Below are 16,262 nucleotides of genomic sequence, written 5' to 3'. Positions count from 1 at the left end.
GTGATTGAGTGATGGAGTGAATGGACAATTGAGCAAAAAAATCTATGAGCCTAATGATGGTGATGGCTTGGAAGAATCAGTAAAAGATCCATCAAGATTTGAACGCACTGCTATACCTAACGTATTCTCAAGCAAACGAGATAAAACTCACTCAATCACTCATTCACTCCATCACTCATTCACTAACTCACTCATTCAAAAATGCCTTACTACCGACGCTTCGATCAGCCTGCTCCCGACCCTGCCTTGCTTGCTCGCCTGACCGAGCAGCAGCGCGAAATGCAGCAGCGGGTCATTCTCCAAAAGCCTGACTTCGACCTGAAACTGATTGCCGGCTGTGATTCCTCCTTTGTGGGGGAGGACCATATTCTGTCGGTGTTTGTGCTGCTCTCATACCCGGAGTTGGAGGTGCTGGAGAAAGTATGGCACTATGGAGAAGTGGAGCTGCCTTATGTTCCGGGCTTCCTTTCTTTCAGAGAAGCGCCTAACCTGCTCAAAGCCTACGAAAAGCTACAGCAGAAACCCGACCTGATCATGGTGGACGGTCACGGCATTTCCCACCCCCGTCGCTTAGGTATAGCCACCCACCTGGGCCTGCAATTAAATAAGCCTACCATGGGTGTGGCCAAGAAAGTGCTCGTCGGCAGGTATAAGGAGCCGGACATGCACAAAGGCGCTGTCTCGCCGTTGGAGTACAAAGGCGAACTGATCGGAAACGTGCTGCGCACTAAAGATAATGTAAAGCCCGTGTTCGTCTCCGCAGGTCACCTGATGGATCTGGCAGCGGCTACGGAGATCGCCATGGCCTGTGCAGTGAAACACAAGCTACCAGAGCCGACAAGGCTGGCAGATCATTATGCGGCGGTGTTTAAGAGTGAAGTAAAGTAATTGAATATACCTGTTCCCTTTTTGCACTTTCCTGGTCCAGCAAATTTCAGACTGCGCCTTACCCGGTAGCCTACAGATACTCAATCATTTATAACAACAAAAGCAACGCAAACTCCAGCGTTCAAAAAGAATGGCCTGGATGCTCCCTCAGCCAGGCCATTCTTTTTCTCAATTCTTAGCCCTCATTTTATGCACAAAGTGTAGCAGCAGACCTATGCTGGCTACTGCCAAAGTACCGAAAATGTAACGAATCGGGCTATAAACCGACTTTTACCTCCTATTACCATCATTCGTCATTTTAAAAGCTATCCAAAGTCATCTATTGAAGTGTCCGATGTCATACTTTCCGGAGCCAGGCTACTATAGTTTTGCATCATAGAAATAACACAAATAGCAACTACTTAACCGCCTGTATCATGAAAATCTTGAACCCCATAAAATTGCTAAATTTGTTTAGCATCCTTTTAGGATTAAGCCTAGGCAATACACTGCTCGCCCAGGACCAGTACAAACTGGCCGGCAAGCCCGAACTCAAGGTAAACGGTACCTCTACCATCCACGACTGGGAAATGACATCGGCGCAGGCCCAGGGTACAGCTGAAATGATACTGGAAGGTGCCACGCTTAAAAATGTGAAGGCTGCTTCCGTGACCATGAAGACGCAGTCCATCAAAAGCGGCACAGCCAAAATGGATGAGATCGCTTATGAGTCGCTCAAGGCAAGCAAGCACACTGATATCGTGTTTACCCTGACCTCCTTCCGCACCCTGGACAACAACCGCGCTCAGGCTACCGGTAACCTGACCATTGCAGGCACCACGAAGCCAGTAACTTTTAACGTGGCGTCCAGCACAAAACCCGGCCTGGTACAGCTGACGGGCGAAGCGAACATCAAATTCACGGACTTTGGCATCAAACCACCCACAGCACTTTTAGGCACAGTAAAGACCGGCAACGAGCTGAAGCTGAGCTTCAAGGCAAATTTCCAGCCTGTTTCTTCTTATTCAAAAAACTAACGAACTCTTAAATACCGAACATCATGAAAAAAATTACTCTTTCCCTGGGCCTGTTGCTTGGCTTAAGCCTGAGCTCTTTTGCGCAGATTACCTTATCGGACCTGCCATACGCCCGCCCTTACGATAAAAGGGGACTAAATACCTTCGAAACACCAAAGCAGGACACCATCGGATTTGATGGCATTAAAGTGAGACTCGGTGGCGGCTTTGCCCAGCAGTTCCAGGGCCTGAAGCACAAGAACTCAGCCACAGCGCTGATGCAGCAGCAAGGTAACAACGAGGTAAACCTCAACCAACTGATGCCAATCGAGAACGGTTTTAACCTGGCATCTGCCAACCTGAACCTGGACGTAGTGCTTGCCGACGGTATCCGACTGAACCTGATTACCTACCTGTCATCAAGACACCACTCTGAGGCTTGGGTAAAAGGCGGTTTCATACAGGTGGATAAGGCGGAGTTCCTGAACAGCCCGCTGGTGAATAAACTGATGGAGAACATTACCCTGAAAGTAGGCCACATGGAGATCAACTACGGCGACGCGCACTTCCGCAGAACGGATAACGCCCATGCCCTGCAGAACCCCTTTGTTGGCAATTACATCATGGATGCCTTCACAACAGAGATCGGTGCAGAAGTGATCTACCAGTACAAAGGCTTCCTGGCAGTAGGATCTGTTACAGGTGGCGAAGTACAAGGTGGTATCCAGAATCCGGACCAGCGCAAGCCTTCCTTCATCGGTAAGTTAGGTTACGACAGCCAGCTGAAAGACGACCTGAGAGTAAGATTGACAGGCTCTGTGTATACGACTGCAGGCTCTGTGCGAAACACGCTCTACGGTGGCGACCGTGCCGGCTCACGTTACTTCCTGGTAATGGACCCTGCTAAAGTGGCAAGCGGCGCAGCTGTAACACCTGCTACGCACTTCACGTCAGGTCACATCAACCCGGGCCTTACCAACAGCATCACGGCCTTTGTAGTGAACCCCTTCGTGAAGTTCCGCGGTCTGGAGTTCTTCGGCAACTTTGAGCAGGCAAAAGGCAAAGGCAGACTGGGCGCAAACGATGAACCGACAGACCGTACCTGGAGACAGTTGGGCACCGACCTGGTATATCGCTTCGGAAGCAACGAGAACCTGTATGTAGCGGGCCGCTACAATGTAGTGGAAGGACGCCTGGCCCCAATGGCTGCTACACCTGATGTGAAGAACAACAGCGTGAACCTGAACAGAATCCAGGTAGGCGGTGGCTGGTTTGTGACTAAGAACATCCTTGCCAAAGCAGAATATGTGAAGCAACAGTACAAAGGCTTCGCTCCAGCGGACATCCGCCACGGTGGTGAGTTCAATGGCTTCATGATCGAAGGCGCCATATCTTTCTAACACCCGAATACCATGTTACCTTTAAGTATCTTTCTGGTTGCTGTCTCTATGCTGAGCGCAACAGTGTTACCCGCCAAAAAAGAAGAGTTTGTCGTGATTACGGGCAATAGAGTGTCTGTAGCGGCAGGCACCTCGCTGGGCAACATAAACTGCGCCTACACCAGCAGCACTCAGAAAGATACACTGGTACTTAACAAGCAGATTCCCCAGAGCGACAGGCTCAGACTGGCTATACCTGTGAAAGAGTTCAACTGCGGCAACGTGTTCCTGAACAAGGATTTTGCGAAAGCGCTGAATGCCAGTCAGCACCCTTACACAAAGATTGAGGTTGTTTGCCTGAAGCAGGAGGGCAAAGGCTACAAAGGCAATCTGAACCTGATCGTGTCAGGCAAGACCATCCCGCTCCGGGACGTGACCTTTACCGTCTACCCAGGCACAGGTGTCACGAACCTGAGAGGCAACATCTGCCTGAATTTCTCTGAAATAGGCCTGGCCACCCCCAAGAAAATGGGCGGCTTGTTTAAAGTAGAAGATAAACTACAGGTATCCGTGGAATTGCAGCTAGCAGGGTAAGGCAAATTAGCCCTAATAACCAGATCAAAAGGCAGCCGATTAGGTTGCCTTTTGTTGTTATGCCTACTCAGCCTGTAGCGAAAGGACAGGTTAATGCGATCTGGCATAGTCCGCCATTCCCTGAAAATCGACAAGAACCACTGGTTCATCGCCAACAACCCAGGCATCATGTCCTGGTGGCAGTGTCGATACATCACCAGGTCTACAGTCAAACTCGGTTCCGTCATCCATCCGTACCCGCAACACACCTGTTACGTGATACTGGAAGTGAGCTGCCTGGCAGCTATCTGTTTTTGCGATAGGCTTCACAGACTCCGACCATTTCCAACCGGGCTCTAAAGTTGCTCTGCCTACCATCGCGCCACCTACCTTGATCAGTTCCAGTTTTCCTTTCGGAAAGTCTCTTACTTCATCCGGAGAACCGAAATCTTTCACTTCAGCTTTCTCATCTGTCAATGCCTTTCCCATATCTTTCAAATCATTCATTAAACATCAACCTGCATTTCTATTTTTTTGTACTCTCATAGCGGTGCTTTGTTCTATGGTTTACTCAGTATAAACTGCACTTCAGTAAATAGTTTGTAACCCAAAGCGGCCATTCTACTTATATCTCTCCCTTTCGCCTCATTCACTCGGCCAATTTGTCTGAATCACATAGGATCACACGTATTTTGCCTGCCATAATTTCAGTAAAATCGTCTTAAAATCCCACTGGTGCACCCTTTGCTAGCTAGCTCGTAGAACAAAGACTAGGGAAAGACGAGTAAAGGATATGAATTTTAATAACTATACCATTAAAGCCCAGGAGGCCATTCAAAAGGCCACCGAGATAGCCGGCGGCTTTCAGCAGCAGGCTATTGAAACCGGGCATATTTTAAAAGCGATACTGGAGACGGACGAGAACGTCACCAGTTTTCTGCTCAAGAAACTCAACATCAACGGCAACATCCTGCACAGTAAGCTGGACGAGACAGTCGCAGCTTACCCCAAAGTGAGCGGCGGCAGCCCATACCTGGCAAACGAAGCTGCAGCAGCTCTGCAAAAGGCTACCTCATACCTGAAAGAATTCGGCGACGAGTATGTAGCCATCGAACACATGCTGCTGGGCCTGCTGGCGGGCCGCGACAAGGTGGCCGGCATCATGAAGGATGTAGGCTTCAATGAAAAAGACCTCAAAAAAGCGATAAAAGAATTGCGCGGCGGCACCAAGGTAACCGACCAGAATGCCGAGGCGAAGTACAACTCGCTCAAGCGCTACGCCCGCGACCTCAACGAAATGGCCCGCAACGGCAAGATCGACCCGGTGATCGGCCGCGACGAAGAGATTCGCCGCGTGCTGCAGATCCTGAGTCGCCGCACCAAAAACAACCCGGTACTGCTGGGTGAGCCTGGTGTGGGTAAGACCGCCATCGTGGAAGGTCTGGCGCAAAGAATTGTGGCCGGCGACGTGCCCGAGAACCTGAAGAACAAAACGCTTATGAGCCTCGACATGGGTCTGCTGGTAGCAGGTGCCAAGTATAAGGGTGAGTTCGAGGAGCGCTTGAAAGCCGTGATCAAGGAAGTGGTGGATGCCGAGGGCGAAATCGTGCTCTTCATCGACGAGATCCATACCCTGATCGGCGCCGGTGCGGGTGGCGAGAGCGCCATGGATGCTGCCAACCTGCTCAAACCAGCGCTGGCCCGTGGCGAGTTACATGCCATCGGCGCGACCACGCTGAAGGAATACCAGAAGTATATAGAGAAAGACAAGGCATTGGAGCGCCGCTTTCAGGCGGTGATGGTGGACGAGCCAAGCGTGCAGGACGCCATCTCGATTCTGCGCGGTATCAAAGACAAATATGAAGTACACCACGGCGTGCGCATCAAGGACGATGCGATCATCGCAGCGGTGGAGCTTTCGAACCGTTACATCACCGACCGTTTCCTGCCCGACAAGGCCATTGACCTGATGGACGAGGCGGCTGCCAAGCTGCGCATCGAGATCGACTCGCTGCCCGTGGAACTGGACGAGATTCAGCGCCGCATCATGCAGTTGGAAATTGAGCGGGAAGCGATTCGCCGTGAGAACGATAAAGACAAGGAAACAGTACTCTCACGCGAAATTGCGGACCTGAGCGGCAAACGCGATGACATGAAAGCCAAGTGGCAGAACGAAAAGCAGATCATCGAAGGCATCCAGAAAGAGAAAGAGAACATTGAGAATTATAAGCTCGAAGCCGAGCAGGCCGAGCGCTCCGGCGACTATGGCCGTGTAGCGGAGTTGCGCTACGGCAAGATTCAGGAAGCAGAAGCCAAACTGAAGGAACTGCAGGAGCAGGTACACCAGATGCAGGGCGAAAACCCGATGTTGAAAGAGGAGGTGAACTCGGAGGATATTGCCGAGATCGTGGCCAAATGGACCGGTATACCTGTCAGCAAGATGCTGCAGAGTGACCGTGAAAAACTACTGAATTTGGAGCAGGAACTGGGCAAACGCGTAGCGGGCCAAGAAGAGGCAATTGAGGCCATTTCGGATGCCGTGCGCCGCAGCCGTGCCGGTATGCAGGACCCGAAACGTCCGATTGGTTCGTTCATCTTCCTGGGCACAACCGGCGTAGGTAAGACCGAGCTTGCTAAGGCGCTGGCCGACTACCTGTTCAATGACGAGAACGCGATGGTGCGAATCGACATGAGTGAGTACCAGGAGCGCCACGCCGTGAGCCGCATGATCGGTGCGCCTCCGGGCTACGTCGGCTACGACGAAGGCGGTCAGCTGACCGAGGCTGTGCGCCGCAAGCCCTACTCGGTGGTACTGCTCGACGAGATCGAGAAAGCGCATCCGGATGTGTTCAACATCCTCTTGCAGGTATTGGACGATGGTCGCCTGACCGACAGCAAAGGCCGTGTGGTGAACTTCAAGAACACGATCATCATCATGACCTCCAACATCGGCTCGCACATCATCCAGAGCAACTTTGAGCTGATGGATGAGATCAACCACGACGAAGTGATCGAGCGTACCAAAGATGAAGTGTTCGAGCTGCTGAAAAAGTCGGTGAGACCGGAGTTCCTGAACCGTATCGATGAACTGGTGATGTTCCGTCCGCTGAGCCGTGGCGATATCCGCAAGATCGTGACCATCCAGTTTGCGCACATCCAAGACCGTCTGGACGAAGCAGGTATACGCCTGATCGCCACCGACGAGGTGCTGGATTACCTGGGCGAGCAGGGTTACGATCCGCAGTTCGGTGCCCGTCCGCTGAAGCGTGTGCTGCAGCGACAGGTTCTCAACGAGCTGTCGAAGGAAATATTGGCCGGTCAAATCAACAAAGATTCTGTGGTGGAGGCTGTACTAAGCAACGGACAGATTCGTTTCAACAATGTAGACATCGAATTACCGACCGAAAAGTAAATTGATTGTGTATAAAGAGTAAAGTTTAGTTGAACAAAAGGCCTTCCCGTTTGGGAAGGCCTTTTGTTTTAGAGAACCGCAGGTATAGCGTAGCCGTACCCTAAACACAATCCGTTTTTCTCACCTTATATAGCTCTTATACCTATGGACGAATTCATGCAACTGGCAATTGACGAGGCAAAGAAAGGCCGCAGCGAAGGCGGTATACCGATCGGTTCGGTGCTTGTGAAAGACGGAAAAGTAGTGGCAACAGGTCACAACAAGCGGGTGCAGGAAAACAACCCCATCTTGCATGGCGAGATGGACTGCCTCAACAATGCCGGCCGCATCGGATCCTACCGCAACACTGTGATCTACTCCACCCTGATGCCCTGCTACATGTGCGCCGGCACCATCGTGCAGTTCAAGATCCCGAAAGTGATTGTGGGAGAGTCGAAGACCTTTGATGGCGCCCGCAAGTTTATGGAGTCGCACGGCGTGGAGGTGGTGGACCTAAACCTCCCCGAGTGCATCGAAATGATGGAGGACTTTATAAAAGAAAAGCCTGAGCTCTGGAATGAGGATATAATGGAGCTGGAGTAAAAGGATATAAGGCACTCGACTTTCCGAGTAGGGGACTCAAGGCGCAGGTCACGAGACGAAGAAATTTCAAGGTATAGCCGCTCCGGGCGAGCTATACCTGTAGCTGTCTAAAAGTCTTTCGTCTAAAACTCCTTTGTCCAGGTATAGGTATAGCTACTCCTCCCCTTCCAGCACGTATTTCATCGCCTTCTCTTTATTGGCCAGGTCATAGTAGCGGATGCCGTGCTTTTTTACGGTGCTGGCGAGCTTAGCTGACCACTCCTGCCACTTCTTCTCTCCCACCATGACTACACGGCCGTAGTCGAGCCCGTGGATGATATCGAACATCCCGTTCTCGATCGCCGCCACCGGCTGAATCCAGTCCACATCTACCATTTCGTAGTAGATGTGCGTTTCCTTGTGCTTGCGCATCAGGTCGCGGACCATGTTGCGGTACTGGTCGAAGTCAGGTATGGTCAGTTTGTCGCGCACCCGCACGGCCAATACATTATCGCGGGTTTCAGGCAATATTTCGAGCATCGTTCTGCTTTTTGGTCCTCCCTACTCATACGAAGCTTTGCCCCGAATTCAGGTTGTAAGTACCCCTGGTATAAGTATACCGACAGGAAAAGAAAGGCATATTAGAGGTTTTTACTCCCAAATGCCTATTTTGCAGATTCAAGCTACCTGATCAATATGATGAAATCCTTACGCTATACCTTCACCCTGTGCCTCTGTCTTTACTTGTTTACAGCCCAGGCTAAAGTAGATACGCTGGTGATCCAGAGTCCTTCGATGCAGAAAACGCTAAAGGCCGGCGTGGTGACGCCTGATGGTTACCAAAAGAAAAAGAACGGACCTTACCCGGTGCTTTACCTGTTGCACGGCTACAGCGGCAACTTCAGTAACTGGCTCAAGGTGCCGCCTCAAAAAGACCTCCTCCAGACCATGGCCGACAAATACCAGCTCATCATCGTAACACCCGACGGCGGCTTCAGCAGTTGGTACTACGACAGCCCTGTTGACAAATCAAGCCAGTACGAAACGTTCATCACGCAGGAATTGCGACAGGAAATCGAGCGCAGGTATAAGGCTATACCTGAACGCAGCGCCCGTTTTATCTCCGGCCTGAGCATGGGCGGACATGGGGCGCTATACCTGTCGGCACGCCACCCGGAGCTATACCTGGCGGCCGGCAGTATGAGCGGTGCCCTAAACGTGTCACGAAGCGAATCGGAGAGACTACTCAAAAGCATAGAAGCCGTGTTGGGGCCGAAGGAGGAGAATTTGGAACGGTTCCGCCAAAACTCTGTCGTGCACATGGTGCCACAACTCAAGCAAAGCGGCGTGCACCTGATCATCGACTGCGGTGTGTCGGATATGCTTGTAGAAGACAACCGCGAATTGCACCGCCGCCTGGTATATGAAAAAGTGCCGCACGAGTATATCGAGCGTCCCGGTGCGCATACCTGGGCTTACTGGGGCAACGCGCTGGAGTACCACCTGCTGTTTTTCCAGAAGGTGAAAGCAACAGCTGAGCAGCAAGCCCTGAACTAGTTATAACCTACGCTGCCATCTCAGATACCGGATTTGCCGGATCACCCGCTTTAGGCGTACCCGGGAGATATCGTAAAACATGGTGACGAACAGGAGACCGGCCGGCACAAAGAAGATGCGGTGCTCCAGCATGGGGTATAGGTAACCACCCGCCACAGCTCCTGCCAGAAAGAAAAAAATGATGACCAGGCGGAGCGTGATCCGTTGCTGAAGCCCTTGCTTCTGCTCTGATGTAGCGTGGGTAGCGGCGGCCAGGTCTATCCCCAGATCGGTGAATATACCTGTCAGGTGGGTGGTGCGCACGACCGAGCCAGAGACCATGGAAACCAGGCTGTTTTGTAGTCCCATGGCAAAGAGGAGGCTACCGGCAAACACTTCCTGCATCTTGGTGCTCCCATCGTAGTAGCTGCCATAGACCGCATTCAGGATGAGTATCATGATCTCGGCCAGGATCGGGACGGTGTAGGCAAACACCTGGTTGCGCCCGATCCGGCCGATAATAATGCTCGAAGTGAAAGCGCCCAACAGGAAGAGAAACATCCAGAGACCAATGATACGGACCAACCGGAAATCGCCCGCCGCCAGGCTTTCGGCAAAATAGGCCGCATGCCCTGTCACATTCGTAGTCAGCACGGCAAAGGCGAGCAGACCGGCTATGTTCACAAAGCCTGCTATCAGGCAAAGCAGTGCTGCCAACTTGATATTATGCCTGAAATTGCGCCGCCGTCCAATGTGCCGTAACATGGGTATAGGAAACCTACTTAAATTCTGATACCACTTGCAGGCAAACAGGCTTCGCCACTGCCACTTCATGCCCGGCCGGCACTACACGATCCGTTGTTTTGTCTACCTTGAAAGACACGATGTTGGCCAAGGGGCTGTTACTCCATATCATATTTATTGACGAAATCCCGCCTCGCTTTGTCCCCCTTCCGAACGAAAGGCCTGATGATCAGTCGTGTACCGTTTTCATAGGTAAAGAACCGATATACCCAATTGCTCAGCACCACCAGCTTATTTCGGAAACCCACCAGTGCCATCACGTGCACAAACAGCCAGGTCATCCAGGCGAAGAAGCCTCCGAGGTGGATGTTGCCGGGCAGGTCCGCTACCGCCTGGTTACGGCCGATGATCGCCAGCGAGCCCTTGTCAACGTATTCAAACTCCTCCATCTCCTCACCTTTAATCAGGCGTTTCAGGTTCTTGGACAGCAGTTTGCCCTGCTGTATAGCCGGCTGTGCTACGCCAGGGTGCCCTTTCGGCCACTTATCGGTTTTCATAAAGGCGATGTCTCCGATCGCGAAAATATTATCGAAGCCCAGCACCTGGTTGTAGCGGTTCACGTGTATACGCCCACGCTCCACAGCCTCTGCCGGCAATCCCTCAATCAGGGCGCCCTGCACACCAGCGGCCCATACCAGTGTCTGCGTTTGTATCTTCTCCCCACCTTTTATGGTGGCCACATAACCATCGTAGCCTTCTACCAGCGCATTCAGCTTTACAATGATGCCCATGTCCTGCAGGTATTTCAGTGTCTTCTTACTCGACTCCGGCGACATGGGCGGCAGCACCCGATCCATACCTTCTACCAGGAAGATGTTCATCCTGCTGAAGTCCACGCCCGGGTAGTCAGTGGGCAGGATGTGCTTACGCATTTCAGCCAGGGCGCCGGCAGTCTCCACACCTGTTGGTCCGCCTCCCACAATCACGAAATTGAGCAGACTCTGCTGCAACTCGGGGTCGGCGGTCATGCTGGCCTGCTCAAAGCACTGGAACAGGTGACTGCGCAGGTTCAGGGCGTGGGGCACCTGTTTCAACGGGAAAGCGTTTTTCTTCACCTCCTCGTTGCCGAAGTAGTTTGTTTTGGTACCGGTGGCTATTACCAGGTAGTCGTAGGACAGGTCGCCCACCAGCGTATGGACCGTCTTGGCGATGGGGTTGACACTATTTACTTTCACCAGCCTGAAGTGGAAATCATCGAACTTGTCGCTGCCGAACATCTTGCGGAGCGGCTCGGCGATAGAATCTGGCTCCAGACCGGCCGTGGCCACCTGGTAAAGGAGCGGCCAGAAACCGTGGTAGTTCTGGCGATCGAGCATGACCACCTGAAAATCTTTGCCTTTCAGTCGCTGGGCCACGTTTATGCCCCCAAATCCACCGCCGATGATCACGACGCGGGGCTTGGTGGTGTCAGGTATATTGAGTGATAATTTATCTATATCAAGCATAAAGAGATCTGATTTAACTGTTAGAAGTCAATACATGTAACATGCACCCGCAGGTCAGTTCAGTATACGTTTTTTTCTATATGGAGGAGTAACGCAACCTGCTGATGTTGGTTGTTTCTGATGCAATTTAACCAAACTGCCAGCCTAAAAAAAGCCCGTCCCAGGTATAGCTATACCTGGGACGGGCTCCTGTAAATTTTGATTGATTACTTCTTGCTATTGAACTCTCCGTTTCGGAGCATGTCGAGCAGTTTGATGATCGCAAAGGGACTGACGGTCGGGAACATATTCCGTTGCTCCTGCCGCTGCACGTTCTGCATATTCCAGGCCCGGAAATTGGCGCCGCCGTCCATCGGCGTTGTGCTGAAGAGCTCTTCGAGTCGTTTTGGGTCGAGGTTGCGCATGGCAATGGCCATCCCGTCGTCCGGCAGCTTCACAGCCAGCACGGCCTCTTTGAAATCACGCTCCGTAGGCCACGGGAATACGGTTACCTCGGGCAGTTGCGTAGGGTCTTCCTGCATCTGCATGATGATGGAGTAGCTCTGGCTCTGGTAGTTCTGCGGTATTTTCAGGTACTGCTTCTTGTAGCCGATGGCACTGAACACCACGCTGTCGCCAGTGAGCACGGGTACCGAGAAGAAGCCATAGGAGTTGGTCTGCGTGCCGCGGCTGGTCTTAGGCACAAACACGTTCACGCCTGCCACGCCATATAGGCTGTCGCCGATGGTAACGAAGCCGGTCAGTTGTACCACCCGTTTGTGGCCCTGGGCTGCCGCCTCGTTGGGCGCTCCCATTATCAGGAAAGCAAAAAGAGCCAAGGGCAACAGAAAGCCGAGGGCGCCTTTATTTGTAAGTAGTAGTTTTTGTAAATCGGGCATCATGTAGTACAATAATACTTCATATAATTTTATTATAGCAGCTTTTGGCTAATTTTGTTCCGATACGCTTTCAATTATGAGGCTCAAACACTTCAGTCTTACCTTCGGCGAACAGGTTTTAAAGGCGCTGGCAGACGACTCGCGGCTACGCATGCTGCACCTGATTCTGCGCAACAAGGAGATGTGCACCTCAGACCTGGAGCATGTACTGGACTTCACCCAGACTAAAACGTCGCGTCACCTGGCCTACCTCCGCAACGCCGGGCTGGTAACGCCCCGCAAGCTCGACCAGTGGGTGTACTACTCATTAAAGGAAGAAGCCTCCGATTTCGTTCAACAGATCTTCACATACCTAAACCGCGACGCCCTCCTGCAAAAAGATCAGGAAACCTACCGCATCCTGTACTCTAACCGCGAACTGGCCGTTAACCGCATGCAGACCCGCCGCTGGACGGAGAGTTAACGCTTATAAGACAGGGCTTTAGTTCATTGGTTTAAACAGCGGTATAGAACTTTTAGTATAATTAACCTGTCGCTGCTGCACATATTTTTTTAAACATACCGCCCGCCAAGTCGTTTCTATAAACCTGACACCCGATTATGAAACCTTACAAACACATATTCTTTGACCTCGACCACACCCTGTGGGACTTTGAGAAAAACTCCGAGGAGACGCTCTATACCTTATACCACGAGTTTGGCCTGGCTGAATATGAAAAGCTCTTTGACCGCGACTCCTTTTACAAGAAGTACAAGTTCGTGAACCACCTCCTCTGGGACCTCTACAACAAAGGCAAAATCGACCAGAAGGAACTGCGTGAAGCCCGCTTTATAAAGACGCTGACCGGACTCGGGCTGGAGCCGCACCAGGTGCCGGCAGGTATATCCGAAGCCTACACCGATCTGTGCCCGCAGAAGACGGCGGTGTTCCCTCATACCTTCGAAGTACTCGACTACCTAAAACCGAAATATGGCCTCCACATCATCACCAACGGGTTTAAGGATGTGCAGTACATCAAAATGAACGGCTCCAGGCTGACAGATTATTTCGGGGAGATCGTAACTTCAGAGTGCTGCGGGTATAAGAAGCCTGACAAGCGCATTTTTGAACACGCACTGGACCGCATTCAGGTGCGCTCCGAAGACTGTTTGATGATCGGCGACAACCTGGAGTGCGACATCGACGGTGCCCGGCTTGCAGGTATGGACCAGGTTTTCTTTAACCCGGAGAAGACCAAAAGCAAGCTCTCGCCTAAACCTACCTACCACATCCACTGCCTGAGCGAATTACAGGCTATGTTATAGCAAAGCTATACCTATAGCACGCCGGAAAATAAAATAATTCGCCTTACCTTTGTATAGAAGACTGCCCCGCGCAGTCTGTCGAATGTCTTATTCTGAATCTGTAAAATATCAAAAGAGATGGCAACAGGATTTTTTAGAGTACCAACACCAGTCAACGAACCTGTAAAATCGTACGCACCGGGCTCGCCGGAGCGCGAGGAACTGCAGCGCACTTATAAAGAACTTAAGTCAAAAGAGCTCGATGTGCCGATGTACATCGGTGGCGACAAGGTATACACGGACAAAAAGAAGCCGATGCTTCAGCCGCACGACCACAAGCACATCCTGGGTCACTTCAGCGAAGGCGATGCGTCACACGTGGAACAGGCCATCAACGCAGCGATTGCCGCCCGCGAAGAGTGGGCTGCCATGGGCTGGGAGCACCGCCTGAGCATTTTCCTGAAAGCCGCCGAATTGCTGGCCGGCCCGTGGAGAGCGCGCATGAACGCCGCTACCATGCTGGGTCAGTCGAAGAACGCGTACCAGGCTGAAATTGACGCAGCCTGCGAACTGATCGACTTCCTGCGCTTCAACGCACAGTATGCCACGGAGATCTACCAGATGCAGCCGGAGTCATCGCCGGGCGTTTGGAACCGCATGGAGCACCGTCCGCTGGAGGGCTTCGTGTTCGCTTTGACGCCGTTCAACTTCACGGCCATTGCCGGCAACCTGCCAGCTTCTGTGGCCATGATGGGCAACGTAGTGGTATGGAAGCCTGCCAACACGCAGGTATACGCCGCCCAGATGATCATGGAACTGTTCCGTGAGGCGGGTCTTCCGGATGGTGTGATCAACCTGGTGTATGTAGACGGCCCGACGGCTGGCGAAGTAATTTTCAACCACGCTGATTTTGCAGGTATCCACTTTACAGGCAGCACCGGCGTGTTCCAGAACATTTGGAAAACCATCGGACAGAACATCCACAGGTACAAAACATACCCACGCATTGTGGGCGAAACAGGCGGCAAGGACTTTATCGTGGCGCACAGCTCGGCCGACGCCAAGCAGGTAGCAACAGGTATAGTACGCGGTGCTTTCGAATACCAGGGCCAGAAATGCTCTGCCGCTTCGCGCGCCTACATCCCAAGCAACCTGTGGGAAGACGTGAAAAACTACGTGGTGGAAGACCTGAAGACCTTCAAAATGGGTCCTCCGGAGGATTTCTCCAACTTCATCAACGCGGTGATCGACGAGAAGTCATTCGACAAAATTGCCAAGTACATCGATAACGCCAAGGAAAGCAACGAGGTAGAGATCATCGCTGGTGGTAACTACGACAAGTCGAAAGGCTATTTTATTGAGCCGACGGTGTTGTTGTCGCACAACCCGCAGTACATCACTATGTGCGAAGAGATCTTCGGTCCGGTTATCTCGATCTACGTGTACGACGAGAACAATTTCGAGGAGACGCTGGAACTGGTAAACTCGACTTCGCCATACGCTCTGACAGGAGCCATCTTCAGCCGCGACCGTTATGCAGCTGAGTTTGCTACGAAGAAGCTGGTAAATGCGGCTGGTAACTTCTACATCAACGACAAGCCAACAGGCGCCGTGGTAGGACAGCAGCCGTTCGGTGGCGCCCGCGCTTCCGGTACAAACGACAAAGCTGGCTCTATGCTGAACCTGCTGCGTTGGGTGTCTGCCCGCTCTATCAAAGAGACGTTCGTAACGCCAACTGACTACCGCTACCCGTTCCTGGGTGAGAATAAATAAGGTATAGCATATACCTGAAACAGGAAGCACCACGCTCGAAAGGGCGTGGTGCTTTTGTATTTAGGCTTTCCATTTACATGACGCGAGCGCGCCCGCTCCTACCTTAAAATATCCCCACCTATGTTTAAACACACACCCTGCTATACCTGAGGCCCTCTCACCGAACGATTCAATTTTGAGCGTCATAAGCTTTACAAATGGCACAAAACACAGGAATTGCATTCATACCGGCTGATAATACTTTAGAACAATTTTAAACGCTATTTACATTGGATATAGTCTTTTGATTGTTGGCTATTTATACCTAATTTTGCTCCCAAATTTCAATGAAGCATAACAGCAATATGGAAACTACTGGTACTCAGTATCTACCGTCGGACTACCTCCCTATTTTGATACAATTTGCGGCAGCGATCGGCTTTGTCGTTTTTGCATTAGTAGTGACCCATTTACTGGGTCCTAAGCGAAAGAGTGAGGTAAAGGACAATCCCTGGGAAAGCGGCGTGGAGTCGGTGGGCGATGCGCGTACGCCGATCTCTTACAAGTACTTCCTCACGGCCATCCTGTTCGTGCTGTTCGATATTGAAATTATCTTCATGTACCCTTGGGCAGTGAACTTCCGCGAATTCGGTCTGGAAGGCTTCCTGCCGATGATGCTGTTCCTGGGCGTTATCCTAACTGGCTTCTTCTACGAAATCAAAAAAGGGATTCTCAAGTAGTTCGGCGCCATTAAA

17 protein-coding genes are annotated in these 16,262 nt (G+C 51.8%); 11 read left to right on the top strand and 6 right to left on the bottom strand.

What is annotated here, in order from left to right; genetic code table 11:
- Positions 1–201 precede the first annotated feature (201 nt).
- From nfi to L1278_RS06580, 4 genes are all read left to right on the top strand, one after another.
- Complete coding sequence (gene nfi, locus L1278_RS06595; RefSeq protein WP_253402147.1) at positions 202–888, top strand: deoxyribonuclease V; 687 nt, start codon at positions 202–204, stop codon at positions 886–888.
- Positions 889–1,304: 416 nt separating this feature from the next.
- Positions 1,305–1,904: a YceI family protein gene (locus tag L1278_RS06590; protein WP_253402145.1), complete on the top strand. Its 600-nt coding sequence runs from the start codon at positions 1,305–1,307 to the stop codon at positions 1,902–1,904.
- A 23-nt stretch (positions 1,905–1,927) separates the two neighbouring features.
- A complete protein-coding gene (locus tag L1278_RS06585) occupies positions 1,928–3,283 on the top strand; it encodes a hypothetical protein (protein WP_253402144.1) in 1,356 nt (451 codons plus the stop codon).
- Positions 3,284–3,295: 12 nt separating this feature from the next.
- Positions 3,296–3,856: a hypothetical protein gene (locus L1278_RS06580; RefSeq protein ID WP_253402142.1), complete on the top strand. Its 561-nt coding sequence runs from the start codon at positions 3,296–3,298 to the stop codon at positions 3,854–3,856.
- Positions 3,857–3,946: 90 nt separating this feature from the next.
- On the opposite strand, the gene L1278_RS06575 is transcribed toward L1278_RS06580, so the two are convergent.
- Entirely contained in the window at positions 3,947–4,342 is a 396-nt protein-coding gene (locus tag L1278_RS06575; protein WP_253402140.1) for a cupin domain-containing protein, read from the bottom strand.
- Between the two features lie 286 nt (positions 4,343–4,628).
- On the opposite strand from L1278_RS06575, the gene clpB reads away from it, so the two are divergent.
- On the top strand, positions 4,629–7,247 hold the full coding sequence (gene clpB / locus L1278_RS06570) for an ATP-dependent chaperone ClpB (protein ID WP_253402138.1): 2,619 nt from the start codon (positions 4,629–4,631) through the stop codon (positions 7,245–7,247).
- A gap of 144 nt (positions 7,248–7,391) precedes the next feature.
- On the top strand, positions 7,392–7,829 hold the full coding sequence (locus L1278_RS06565) for a nucleoside deaminase (RefSeq protein WP_253402136.1): 438 nt from the start codon (positions 7,392–7,394) through the stop codon (positions 7,827–7,829).
- A gap of 153 nt (positions 7,830–7,982) precedes the next feature.
- Here L1278_RS06565 and L1278_RS06560 read toward each other — a convergent pair whose 3' ends face one another.
- The gene (locus tag L1278_RS06560) at positions 7,983–8,348 is read right to left on the bottom strand and encodes an STAS/SEC14 domain-containing protein (RefSeq protein WP_253402134.1); all 366 of its coding nucleotides are present in this window, start codon (positions 8,346–8,348) and stop codon (positions 7,983–7,985) included.
- Between the two features lie 156 nt (positions 8,349–8,504).
- Between L1278_RS06560 and L1278_RS06555 the strand changes: the two genes are divergently transcribed.
- The gene (locus L1278_RS06555; protein ID WP_253402133.1) at positions 8,505–9,365 is read left to right on the top strand and encodes an alpha/beta hydrolase family protein; all 861 of its coding nucleotides are present in this window, start codon (positions 8,505–8,507) and stop codon (positions 9,363–9,365) included.
- On the opposite strand, the gene L1278_RS06550 is transcribed toward L1278_RS06555, so the two are convergent.
- The 4 genes from L1278_RS06550 to L1278_RS06535 all read right to left on the bottom strand — a co-directional run bounded on the left by L1278_RS06550 (position 9,366) and on the right by L1278_RS06535 (position 12,474).
- On the bottom strand, positions 9,366–10,109 hold the full coding sequence (locus tag L1278_RS06550; protein WP_253402131.1) for a YoaK family protein: 744 nt from the start codon (positions 10,107–10,109) through the stop codon (positions 9,366–9,368). It abuts the gene before it with no gap.
- Positions 10,110–10,122: 13 nt separating this feature from the next.
- Complete coding sequence (locus tag L1278_RS06545; RefSeq protein WP_253402129.1) at positions 10,123–10,260, bottom strand: hypothetical protein; 138 nt, start codon at positions 10,258–10,260, stop codon at positions 10,123–10,125.
- Entirely contained in the window at positions 10,247–11,593 is a 1,347-nt protein-coding gene (locus L1278_RS06540) for an NAD(P)/FAD-dependent oxidoreductase (RefSeq protein ID WP_253402127.1), read from the bottom strand. Before L1278_RS06540 ends, L1278_RS06545 begins: the two co-directional genes overlap by 14 nt.
- 206 nt (positions 11,594–11,799) lie before the next feature.
- A complete protein-coding gene (locus tag L1278_RS06535) occupies positions 11,800–12,474 on the bottom strand; it encodes a carboxypeptidase-like regulatory domain-containing protein (protein ID WP_253402125.1) in 675 nt (224 codons plus the stop codon).
- 73 nt (positions 12,475–12,547) lie between these two features.
- On the opposite strand from L1278_RS06535, the gene L1278_RS06530 reads away from it, so the two are divergent.
- The 4 genes from L1278_RS06530 to L1278_RS06515 all read left to right on the top strand — a co-directional run bounded on the left by L1278_RS06530 (position 12,548) and on the right by L1278_RS06515 (position 16,247).
- Positions 12,548–12,934, top strand: a complete 387-nt coding sequence (locus tag L1278_RS06530) for a metalloregulator ArsR/SmtB family transcription factor (protein WP_253402123.1) — start codon at positions 12,548–12,550, stop codon at positions 12,932–12,934.
- 137 nt (positions 12,935–13,071) lie between these two features.
- Positions 13,072–13,776 carry a YjjG family noncanonical pyrimidine nucleotidase gene (locus tag L1278_RS06525; protein WP_253402120.1) on the top strand — a complete coding sequence of 235 codons (705 nt, stop codon included), beginning with the start codon at positions 13,072–13,074 and terminating at the stop codon, positions 13,774–13,776.
- Positions 13,777–13,893: 117 nt separating this feature from the next.
- Positions 13,894–15,528 (top strand): L-glutamate gamma-semialdehyde dehydrogenase, encoded by a 1,635-nt coding sequence (gene pruA / locus L1278_RS06520; protein ID WP_253402118.1) that lies wholly within the window; start codon positions 13,894–13,896, stop codon positions 15,526–15,528.
- Between the two features lie 344 nt (positions 15,529–15,872).
- A complete protein-coding gene (locus tag L1278_RS06515; RefSeq protein WP_253402116.1) occupies positions 15,873–16,247 on the top strand; it encodes an NADH-quinone oxidoreductase subunit A in 375 nt (124 codons plus the stop codon).
- Positions 16,248–16,262 lie beyond the last annotated feature (15 nt).

It is taken from the genome of Pontibacter sp. HSC-36F09, from assembly GCF_024171605.1.
In the GTDB taxonomy this organism is placed as follows: Bacteria; Bacteroidota; Bacteroidia; order Cytophagales; family Hymenobacteraceae; genus Pontibacter.
The sequence above is the reverse complement of the archived record's forward strand: the minus strand, read 5'-3'. Positions and strand labels throughout refer to the sequence as shown.

Coding starts and splice junctions, on each gene's coding strand:
- nfi (WP_253402147.1), top strand. CDS start 202: ATGCCTTACTACCGACGCTTCGATCAGCCTGCTCCCGACCCTGCCTTG.
- L1278_RS06590 (WP_253402145.1), top strand. CDS start 1,305: ATGAAAATCTTGAACCCCATAAAATTGCTAAATTTGTTTAGCATCCTT.
- L1278_RS06585 (WP_253402144.1), top strand. CDS start 1,928: ATGAAAAAAATTACTCTTTCCCTGGGCCTGTTGCTTGGCTTAAGCCTG.
- L1278_RS06580 (WP_253402142.1), top strand. CDS start 3,296: ATGTTACCTTTAAGTATCTTTCTGGTTGCTGTCTCTATGCTGAGCGCA.
- L1278_RS06575 (WP_253402140.1), bottom strand. CDS start 4,342: ATGAATGATTTGAAAGATATGGGAAAGGCATTGACAGATGAGAAAGCT.
- clpB (WP_253402138.1), top strand. CDS start 4,629: ATGAATTTTAATAACTATACCATTAAAGCCCAGGAGGCCATTCAAAAG.
- L1278_RS06565 (WP_253402136.1), top strand. CDS start 7,392: ATGGACGAATTCATGCAACTGGCAATTGACGAGGCAAAGAAAGGCCGC.
- L1278_RS06560 (WP_253402134.1), bottom strand. CDS start 8,348: ATGCTCGAAATATTGCCTGAAACCCGCGATAATGTATTGGCCGTGCGG.
- L1278_RS06555 (WP_253402133.1), top strand. CDS start 8,505: ATGATGAAATCCTTACGCTATACCTTCACCCTGTGCCTCTGTCTTTAC.
- L1278_RS06550 (WP_253402131.1), bottom strand. CDS start 10,109: ATGTTACGGCACATTGGACGGCGGCGCAATTTCAGGCATAATATCAAG.
- L1278_RS06545 (WP_253402129.1), bottom strand. CDS start 10,260: ATGATATGGAGTAACAGCCCCTTGGCCAACATCGTGTCTTTCAAGGTA.
- L1278_RS06540 (WP_253402127.1), bottom strand. CDS start 11,593: ATGCTTGATATAGATAAATTATCACTCAATATACCTGACACCACCAAG.
- L1278_RS06535 (WP_253402125.1), bottom strand. CDS start 12,474: ATGATGCCCGATTTACAAAAACTACTACTTACAAATAAAGGCGCCCTC.
- L1278_RS06530 (WP_253402123.1), top strand. CDS start 12,548: ATGAGGCTCAAACACTTCAGTCTTACCTTCGGCGAACAGGTTTTAAAG.
- L1278_RS06525 (WP_253402120.1), top strand. CDS start 13,072: ATGAAACCTTACAAACACATATTCTTTGACCTCGACCACACCCTGTGG.
- pruA (WP_253402118.1), top strand. CDS start 13,894: ATGGCAACAGGATTTTTTAGAGTACCAACACCAGTCAACGAACCTGTA.
- L1278_RS06515 (WP_253402116.1), top strand. CDS start 15,873: ATGGAAACTACTGGTACTCAGTATCTACCGTCGGACTACCTCCCTATT.